Here is an 8,712-nt window from a genome sequence, read left to right as displayed (position 1 = left end):
GGCCTTCATGCGACTGCCGGCCGCGACCTCGCCGGGCCGCTGCCGTCGAGACAACGGGGCCATCGCGGTCGGCGCGAAGGCTGCCAAGCCCACCGTCATTCGGCGCATCGCGCGGTGCCTGGCCGGCGAAAGCGGCTCGCGGCGGCCGCTAGCGGGCGCGGACGGCTGCAGCTCGGGCCTGCTCGTTGCTGTATCGCGTGGCGTGACCGCGTCGTCGAGGCTGACCGAAGGGGTCGGCGCCGGGCGTGCCTTCAACGCCGCGCGCTCCTCGGTTTCGATCGCATGGATGACCGCTTCCAGCCGATGGCGCTGCTGGGCGACGACGTTCTGATCCTCGATTCCCTGCTTCTGCAGCCCGGTTTCCAGCGCCTGTCGCGCAGATTGATAGATGCGCGCCCGCGTTTCGGCGTTGGTTCTGTCGGAGCGCTCCAGCGCATTTCGGATTGCAGTTTCGAGTCCGCTCACGTCAAATCCTTCTGTGCACACCGGGCCTTACAGCGCCGCGCGTCAAATATGACGCGTAAAGGACGCTGTAACGCCTTAAATCTGCTGCATAATCCTATCCCTGAATCGGATCCGATTTAAAGGATTATGCAGTAGCCCCCGCCGGCGCTCGGCATTCGATCGGTGCCTTTTTCATCATCCGCAAGCTCTTATCGGTTAATTCCGGATGCACGCCGTTGGTTTTGTTAACAATTGCGTAACCGCTGCTTTCAAAATCCGCAAGTCCGACGCGCCGGCAGCCCCGGCAACGGCGGGGAAAACTGCTTCCGAACCGTCGCTTCGCTTCGAAAATCCGCATCTTTGCAAGCGCGCAACTTGCTGCTATCTATTTTGACGTTTACGCAAACGTCAAAAATTTCATGGGATGGAGAACTCGATGTCGCTGCCGCCAATTCTTTCCGGAACGACGAGACTGCCTGTTGTCGGCGCACCCTTGTTCATCGTCTCGCATCCCAAACTGACGATCGCGCAGTGCAAGGCAGGAGTGGTCGGGTCCTTCCCGGCATTGAACGCCCGCCCGCAATCGCAGCTCGACGAGTGGCTTGCCGAAATCACCGAAACGCTGGCCGACCACGACGCCAAGAACCCCGGCCGTCCGGCTGCCCCCTTTGCCGTCAACCAGATCGTCCACAAGTCCAACACCCGCCTCGAACAGGACCTGATGCTCTGCATCAAGTATAAGGTGCCGGTGGTGATATCATCGCTCGGTGCCGTGCCCGAGGTCAACGCCGCCATTCATTCCTACGGCGGCATCGTGCTGCACGACGTGATCAACAACCGCCACGCCAATTCGGCGATCCGCAAGGGCGCCGACGGCCTGATCGCCGTTGCAGCGGGCGCGGGCGGCCATGCGGGCACGCTCTCGCCTTTCGCCCTCGTCCAGGAAATCCGTTCCTGGTTCGACGGCCCCTTGCTTCTCTCCGGCGCGATCGCCAATGGCGGCGCCATCCTGGCAGCCCAGGCGATGGGCGCCGACATGGCCTATATCGGCTCGCCCTTCATCGCCACGCAAGAAGCGCGCGCCAGCGACGCCTACAAGCAGATGATCGTCGACAGCAATGCCGCCGACATCGTCTATTCCAACTACTTCACCGGCATTCACGGCAACTACCTGAAGCCATCGATCTTGGCGGCTGGCATGGACCCGGAAAGCCTGCCGGAAGCCGATCCGTCGAAGATGGACTTCGCCCAGGCCACCGAGGGCGCCAAGGCCTGGAAGGACATCTGGGGCTGCGGCCAGGGCATCGGCGCGGTCCGCGAGGTCACTTCGGTCGCGCATATGGTCGATCGGTGGGAGCGCGAATACGACGCCGCGCGCGCCCGCCTCGGCTCCGCCCCGCCCCCACGATCGCCGCCAACAAGGAATTTTCAAGTTCTCGAAACTGATGGCTTGAAATCTTGGCGCTTTGCGTTTATCAGCGCCTCACACTTCGTTCCGCGGACTTTTCGCGGAACCGCCTCAGGGCCGCTTTAGCTCAGTTGGTAGAGCACATCATTCGTAATGATGGGGTCAGCAGTTCGAGTCTGCTAAGCGGCACCATTTTCCTTCAAAGAAATGAGCACTGTAGCGGGATGAAAGTCTGAAGCTGGCCGAAGGTCAGCTCGTCTTGCCACGCATGAGCGGCCGGCAAGAGGTCCATTTCGAGGAAGCCGATCGATGTCGCTTAAAGTCAGCCGTTTTCAAGTTCACGAGGATGCCGTCCAGGCCAATGTCTCCGGCCGGACCTGTTCCTTGTCGGCGCTGGAGATCGGCGGCGAGGTGTTTGTCGTGCTCACCTGGCTCGGAAACAAGGACGCGGGCCTGCGCCGTCCGGAATACGTGCTGCCGTTGGCGTCGATACCGCATCAATCGCGCGAACCGGATGCCGGATCGCCCTATCGCTGGATCCTGACAGGGACGTTGCCAATGTCGCTGTTCGACGGCAGCGCATCGCGGCAGGTCCGCCGACAGCACGGCGTCAGCCCCGGCCCGGCGCTCAACCTGCCGCTACCCGGCGCCACATCCTGATCTGCAGTCAAACGACAGCCTACTGCATGTTTCCTTAAATCCTATTCGATTTAAGGACAAAAGACATGCAGCAATTCAAAGTGCTACAGCGACCTTTGCGCGTCTAATAAGACGCGCGGCGCTGTCGACCGCTCGCTCACGCCGCCGGCTGGCGATCGGCCCCTTCCGGCGCTGGCACACGCCATGTCGCGCGAATGCCGCGACCACGGCAAGGCCCGCCAGAATCGCGGCTGCGGCCGGAAGCACAGATGGCGAGGCCGCTTCGACAAGCAGACCGCCGATGCCCGTGCCCAGCCCGACGCCGACATGCATCGCCGACAGGTTGAGACCGATGCCGGCTTCCGCCGTCTCGGGGCTCTGGCTGATCAGAAAGCTCTGCACCACGGGCGAAATCATCCAGCTGATGCAGCCCCACAGCATCATCACCACTAGGAACAGCAGGCGCATCTCGGACATGAAGGGTACGGCGATCAGCGCAAGCAGGTAGGCGAGCGGCGTCAACCGGATCGCCAGCCGCGGCGGAACGGCATCGCTGAACCGGCCGCCGAGATATCCACCGCAGACGCCGGCCACGCCGAAGGCGAAAAAGGCTGTGACGACCTCATCGCCCCGCATCCCGACGATCTCGGCCAGATAGGGTGCGAGATAGGCGAACAGGATGAAGTGACCGCCGATCATCAGCACCGACACGAGCTGCGCGCAGACGCAGGGTAGCGAGCGCAGATGGCCGGCATAGGAGCCACCGTGCGCCGGCTTCGACCGACCGCCCCCCGGTACGAACCAGCCACATGCCAACATCACGCAGGCCGCAAACAGCTCAAGGCCGATAAAGACGCTGCGCTCGCGGCCGCCATGCCGATGCGGGCGGCAACCAGGACGCCGTAATTCGGGCTGGCAGCGGCCACGACGTTGCTTGTGATGAAGAGCCCCAGCGTCACTAAAAGCAGGGTCCTGCGCTCCAGGCGCGCCGTCAGCATGAGGGCTGCCGGCGCCGCCAACGCGAATGTCACGGAGAAGACCGACGTCAGCTGCCCGGCGAGGCCGATCGAGACGCCGAGCCCTGACGCCACATCGGGCAGGATGCCGATGACGAGATTTTCCGCCGTGCCGGTGGCGAAGGTCGCCAATGCGAGGAGAAGAAGGGGGATGTTCATGTTGCCTTTCCCGATCGGTGGACGCCACGATCGGAAAAGGTCTTCCCGGTGTGGCGACTGGTTGCACACCGGGTTTCGAGGCAGAGCTTCGGTTATCCCTTTGACCGCGCTCCTAGCACGGATCGGCGCCTGCGAGAAGCGCCAAGGTCCGCCGGCTGGGCCGCCGCCTAAGCAGCCGCTATCTGCACAGCGCCACCATAACGCGAGAACCCGGGAAGTACCCGCTTGCATCCGCCGGCCCGGAATGCTGTCATCGCGCCGTCGCGAAAGCACAGTCTGATGCGGCTCGTTTTGTTTCTGCGTGGGGCGCCGATGATTGAGAATGCGCGTATTAAGATCTCGACGGCGCGGATGCCGGCAATGATGACGATCATCCTCCCCGTTGTCCTCTCGCTGGGGCTTGCCGGGTGCGGTGGCAAGCCCAAGGGCGTGATGACGCCGGTCGCCCTGACGGCACAAACACCGAAAACCTCACAGGTGGACATGCTGGTCGCAACGACCCGGCAGCCTTCCGGCGATCCTGCGACTCTGTTTTCAGGCGAAAGAGACGTCAACACCTTCATGACCGATGTTTCGGTATCGATCCCTCCGGATTCGGTGCGCAAGCCCGGCACCGTGCAATGGCCGCGCAAGCTGCCGCCCAATCCGGCGACCGACTTTGCGGTAACGCGGGTGCGGGAACTCGACACACTTGCCGACGGCAAGGCCTGGTTCAGGCAGCACAGTGTCGGCGGCCACACCTTCGTTTTCGTTCACGGCTTCAACAACCGCTACGAGGATTCCGTCTTCCGGCTTGCGCAGATCATCCATGATTCCGGCGCCCAGACAACGCCGATCCTGTTCACCTGGCCGTCGCGCGCCAATGTGTTCGAATACAATTACGACAAGGAAAGCACGAACTACTCGCGCACCGCACTCGAGGATACGCTGCGCATCCTCGCCGACGCGCCTGATGTCAAGGACATCACCATCCTGGCCCATTCCATGGGCACCTGGCTGACGATGGAATCGCTCAGGCAGATGGGTATTCGCGACGGCAACGTCCCCTCGAAGATCCAGAACGTGATCCTAGCCTCTCCCGATATCGACCTCGACGTCTTTGCCAAGCAATGGGTGGAGATGGGCAAGAAGAAACCGAAGTTCACGATCTTCGTCTCGCAGGACGACCGTGCGCTCGCGCTTTCGAGTTTCATTTCCGGTGACGTTTCTAGGCTCGGCGCCATCGACCCATCGAAGGAACCCTATCGCACGGACCTGGAGAAATCCGGCATCACCGCCATCGACCTGACCAAGGTTGAGACCGATGACGGGCTGCATCACGGCAAGTTCGCCGAAAGCCCGGAGATCGTGCAATTGATCGGCCAGCGGCTGATCAAGGGCCAGACTCTGACCGATTCCAACATTTCGGTCGGCACGGGCATTGCGGCCGTCGTCGCCGGCACAGCCAGAGGCGTCGGCAACGTCGCTGCGACAACGCTGTCCGCGCCGGTCAGCATCATCGAGAATCCACGCCCGACGAAAAAGCGGCAGGTGGTCGGCGACACGCTGTCCGAAGACCAACCGAAGCCGCTGGTGATCAACTGAGTGGACGTTTCGAGGGCCGACCGGAAAAACCGGTCGGCCTCAGTCGTCGTCGCCGACGAAGCGGTAACCGACACCAGGCTCGGTGCGGATAATCTTCGGGTCGGCCGGATCGCGCTCGATCTTGCCGCGCAACTGGCCGATGAAGACGCGCAGATAATGCAGGTCCTCTCCATGCGCCGCGCCCCAGACCGAGGTCAGCAGCGTCTTGTGGGTGACGACGCGTCCGGCATGGTGCGCCAGCATGACGAGCAGATCATACTCCTTCGGCGTCAGACGCACCGGCTCGCCGTCGCGCGTCACCAGCCGCTTGATCGTATCGATCGCCACGCCATCGGCCGAGAGCTGGGTGTGGCCGCCCTCCATCTGGATGCGGTGGCGAAGCGCTGCCCGGATGCGCGCCGTCAGCTCGCCGATGCCGAAAGGTTTTTCGATATAGTCGTCGGCGCCGAGGTCGAGGGCAGCGATCTTTTCGCTCTCGCGGTCGCGAGCCGACAGGATGATGATCGGCACCTGCGACCAGGCGCGGATGTTGGCGATCACATCCTTGCCGTCCATGTCGGGCAGGCCGAGATCGAGAATCACCACATCGGGCGCGGTGGTCGCCGCCGCCTTCAGCGCCTCGGTGCCCGTCAGCGCCTCAAGCACGTCATAGCCAGCGGCACTCAACGCCGGTCGCAGAAAACGCTGGATCTGGGGTTCGTCGTCGACAACGAGGATGCGCTCCACGCTCATGCACGGTCCTTTTCAGAAATTTCTGCTTCGGCGGCGGGAAAACGCATGGAAATGCGCGTTCCGCGACGCCTCAAAGCCGGGCTCTCAGCCTTGATGCGGCCGCCCATGGCCTCGACGAAGCCTTTGGCGATCGACAGTCCGAGGCCGGTGCCCGGCGTGCGGCCATCCACCTTGCCCCGCCGGAAGAATTTTTCGAATACGTGTTCGAGATCACCGTGAGCAATCCCCTTGCCGAGATCGGTGACCGACAGCACAATCTCGTTGCCGTCCCGCCTGGCATAGATGCTGACCGGCTCCTCGCCGCCGTATTTGTTGGCGTTGTCGAGCAGGTTGAAGAGCACCTGGCCGAGAAGCACGCTGTCGCCGCGCATCAACGGTAGTTCGGGCGCGATGCTGGTTTCGATCTCACGGTCCGGAAAATACTTACGCGCCCGATCGACGGCTGCCCGCACGGCGTCGGCGACATCCACCCAGTCGCGCTTGGCATTGACTGTCCCCGCTTCGATGCGGGTCATGTCCAAGAGGTTGGCGACGAAACGCGTCAACCGTGCGCCCTCCTCCTCGATCGATTGCAGCAGGTCGTCGCGGCTTTCCGGCGGCATGCGGTCGCCCAGCTGGCGCAGGCTGGTGACGGCGCCGGTGATGGTGGCAAGCGGCGTGCGCAGATCGTGCGAGATCGATGACAGCAAGGCAGCGCGAAACCGCTCGCCCTCCAGCTTGGCGGCGTGATCGAGGCTCTCGCGCGAAAGGCGCGCCCGGTCGATGGCGATCGCCGTCTGGTCGAGGATGGCGGCGAGCGCCCGCTCTTCGTTGATCTCCAGCGGCTTGCCGGCCTGGGCGAAACCGCAGACGCCGACGACGCCATGCGGGCTGGTCAACGGTCGGAAATGGAAGGGGCTGTTCGGCAGCGTACCGGTGCCGTTGCCGGCCGCCTCCTGCTTGTCCATCGCCCAGCGCGCTGCCATGGTATCGGTGACATCGAGCTCGGTGTCCGGAGGCCACGCGGCCTTGAGCTGCAGATCGCCCTCCTCCGGCAACAGCAGCGCGACATTGCGCTTCAGCGTCGTCTGCATCTGGGTCACCGCCGCCCAGAGCACATCGTCGACATTGGCGGTACCCGAGAGCTTGCGGGAGAAATCGTAGAGCGCCTGCGTCGCCGCGGCACGGCGTCGCGCTGATTTCGCCTGTTCGCGCACCCGGGAGGCCAGACTACCGGCAAGCGCAGCCGCGACCAGGAAAATGAACAGCGCGAAGACTTCGTGCGGTTCGGCGACCGTGAAGGTGCCGACCGGATCGATGAAGAAGAAGTTGTAGGCAAGAACCGAAAACAGGGCAGCCGCGATCGCCGCGACGTGGCCGGCATAGGTCGCCGACGCCAGCACCGCCAGCAGGAACAGCAGCGATATATTCGGCAGGATGATGAAGCGCTCGATCAGGACGCCAAGTGCAGTCGCCGCCGCCACGGTGACGGCCGCGATCGCGAGCGCCCGCCCGAAGCCCTCCGGCATTTGCCGCTTGACGCTCAGGCGACTTTTCGGACGCGGCTGCTCCTTGTCGGTAACCAGATGAATGCCGACGCCGGTGATGCGTTCGGCCAGCGCGTCGGGAAGCGATTGCCGGAACAGCCGTAGCGGGAACCGCTGGCGCCTGATGCCGATGACTATCTGCGTCGCATGCTCGCGACGGGCGAGCTTGAGGATCTCCTCGACGAAATCGTTGCCGACGATGCGGCGGGTTTCGGCGCCGAGCTGTTCGGCCAGGCGAAAAGTCTCGTCAAGCCGTCGCGCCGCTTCGCCATCGCCGCTTTCGCGGTCGGCCCGCTCGATGAAGACGACGATCCATGGCGCATTCAGCCCCGAGGCCAGGCGGCTGGCGGTGCGCACGACCTTTTCCGACAGCGGGTCGGGCCCGATGCACACCAGCAGACGTTCGCCGCTCGCCCAGGGGCCTTCGATGGCGTTCTGCTTGAGATAGTCGACCATCTGGTCGTCGACGCGGTCGGCCGTCCGCCGCAGCGCCAGCTCGCGTAGCGCCGTCAGATTGCCGAGGCGGAAGAAGCGCTCGATCGCGCGCTTGGCGCTGTCAGGCAGATAGACCTTGCCTTGGTTCAGCCGCTCGATCAGTTCGGCCGGCGGCAGGTCGACGAGCAGCACGTCATCGGCACGGCTGAGAACCGTGTCGGGCACCCGCTCGCGCACCGGAACGCCGGTGATCTGGGCAACGACATCGGACAGGCTTTCCAGATGCTGGATGTTGAGTGCCGTCCAGACGTCGATGCCGGCGGCAATCAACTCTTCGACATCCTGGTAGCGCTTCGGATGGCGGCTGTCCTCGGGGTTGCTGTGCGCCAGTTCGTCGACGACGATGATCCGCGGACGGCGGGCGAGCGCCGCGTCGAGATCGAATTCGGAAAGCACACGGCCGCGATGGTTGACATCGCGGCGCGGCAGTATCTCCAGCCCTTCGACGAGCGCGGCGGTCTCGCCGCGCCCGTGGGTTTCCACCAGACCGATGACGATGTCGACGCCATCGGCCTTCAACCGACGCGCCCGCGTCAGCATCGTGTAGGTCTTGCCGACGCCGGGGGCTGCGCCGAGAAAAACCGTGAGCTTCCCCTTTCGCCCCTGCCCGGCCAGCGCCAGCAGTGCGTCCGGGTCCGGACGGCTTTTCGATTCGCGGTCGGTTTCAGGCATTCAGGGTCTCTGGCAGCGTCTCTGGCCGCATCTCAGG

General features: G+C 63.8%; 6 protein-coding genes, 1 tRNA gene and 2 pseudogenes. 4 read left to right on the top strand and 5 right to left on the bottom strand.

Annotation, left to right across the window (positions count from 1 at the left end; all coding sequences use genetic code 11):
* Positions 1-465 (bottom strand): annotated as a pseudogene (locus BKP54_RS36425) (biotin transporter BioY); the annotation flags it as partial.
* A 415-nt stretch (positions 466-880) separates the two neighbouring features.
* Between BKP54_RS36425 and BKP54_RS09985 the strand changes: the two are divergent.
* The 3 genes and pseudogenes from BKP54_RS09985 (at position 881) to BKP54_RS09975 (ending at position 2,512) form a co-directional block, all read left to right on the top strand.
* Positions 881-1,890: pseudogene (locus tag BKP54_RS09985) on the top strand (nitronate monooxygenase family protein).
* 78 nt (positions 1,891-1,968) lie between these two features.
* Positions 1,969-2,044: transfer RNA gene (locus BKP54_RS09980), tRNA-Thr, on the top strand.
* A gap of 117 nt (positions 2,045-2,161) precedes the next feature.
* The gene (locus tag BKP54_RS09975; protein ID WP_025425790.1) at positions 2,162-2,512 is read left to right on the top strand and encodes a hypothetical protein; all 351 of its coding nucleotides are present in this window, start codon (positions 2,162-2,164) and stop codon (positions 2,510-2,512) included.
* Positions 2,513-2,587: 75 nt separating this feature from the next.
* Here BKP54_RS09975 and BKP54_RS36420 read toward each other — a convergent pair whose 3' ends face one another.
* Both BKP54_RS36420 and BKP54_RS36415 read right to left on the bottom strand, forming a co-directional pair.
* Positions 2,588-3,310, bottom strand: a complete 723-nt coding sequence (locus BKP54_RS36420; RefSeq protein WP_051509152.1) for an MFS transporter — start codon at positions 3,308-3,310, stop codon at positions 2,588-2,590.
* Positions 3,310-3,666: an MFS transporter gene (locus BKP54_RS36415; RefSeq protein WP_051509151.1), complete on the bottom strand. Its 357-nt coding sequence runs from the start codon at positions 3,664-3,666 to the stop codon at positions 3,310-3,312. The genes BKP54_RS36420 and BKP54_RS36415 overlap by 1 nt, the downstream gene beginning before the upstream one ends.
* A 360-nt stretch (positions 3,667-4,026) precedes the next feature.
* Here BKP54_RS36415 and BKP54_RS09965 point away from each other — a divergent pair, with 360 nt between their 5' ends.
* Positions 4,027-5,250 (top strand): alpha/beta hydrolase, encoded by a 1,224-nt coding sequence (locus BKP54_RS09965; RefSeq protein WP_244494167.1) that lies wholly within the window; start codon positions 4,027-4,029, stop codon positions 5,248-5,250.
* Positions 5,251-5,289: 39 nt separating this feature from the next.
* Here the strand turns inward: BKP54_RS09965 and BKP54_RS09960 are convergent, their stop codons facing one another.
* Positions 5,290-5,982 (bottom strand): response regulator, encoded by a 693-nt coding sequence (locus tag BKP54_RS09960; protein WP_025425788.1) that lies wholly within the window; start codon positions 5,980-5,982, stop codon positions 5,290-5,292.
* Entirely contained in the window at positions 5,979-8,675 is a 2,697-nt protein-coding gene (locus BKP54_RS09955; protein WP_025425787.1) for a sensor histidine kinase KdpD, read from the bottom strand. The genes BKP54_RS09960 and BKP54_RS09955 overlap by 4 nt, the downstream gene beginning before the upstream one ends.
* Between the last annotated feature and the right edge of the window lie 37 nt (positions 8,676-8,712).

This window comes from Ensifer sp. 1H6, assembly GCF_001976035.1.
In the GTDB taxonomy this organism is placed as follows: Bacteria; Pseudomonadota; Alphaproteobacteria; order Rhizobiales; family Rhizobiaceae; genus Ensifer; species Ensifer canadensis.
The sequence above is the reverse complement of the archived record's forward strand: the minus strand, read 5'-3'. Positions and strand labels throughout refer to the sequence as shown.

Bases quoted from the DNA above. Each gene is read 5' to 3' on its own strand.
- BKP54_RS09975 (WP_025425790.1), top strand. From the start codon at position 2,162: ATGTCGCTTAAAGTCAGCCGTTTTCAAGTTCACGAGGATGCCGTCCAG.
- BKP54_RS36420 (WP_051509152.1), bottom strand. From the start codon at position 3,310: ATGTTGGCATGTGGCTGGTTCGTACCGGGGGGCGGTCGGTCGAAGCCG.
- BKP54_RS36415 (WP_051509151.1), bottom strand. From the start codon at position 3,666: ATGAACATCCCCCTTCTTCTCCTCGCATTGGCGACCTTCGCCACCGGC.
- BKP54_RS09965 (WP_244494167.1), top strand. From the start codon at position 4,027: ATGATGACGATCATCCTCCCCGTTGTCCTCTCGCTGGGGCTTGCCGGG.
- BKP54_RS09960 (WP_025425788.1), bottom strand. From the start codon at position 5,982: ATGAGCGTGGAGCGCATCCTCGTTGTCGACGACGAACCCCAGATCCAG.
- BKP54_RS09955 (WP_025425787.1), bottom strand. From the start codon at position 8,675: ATGCCTGAAACCGACCGCGAATCGAAAAGCCGTCCGGACCCGGACGCA.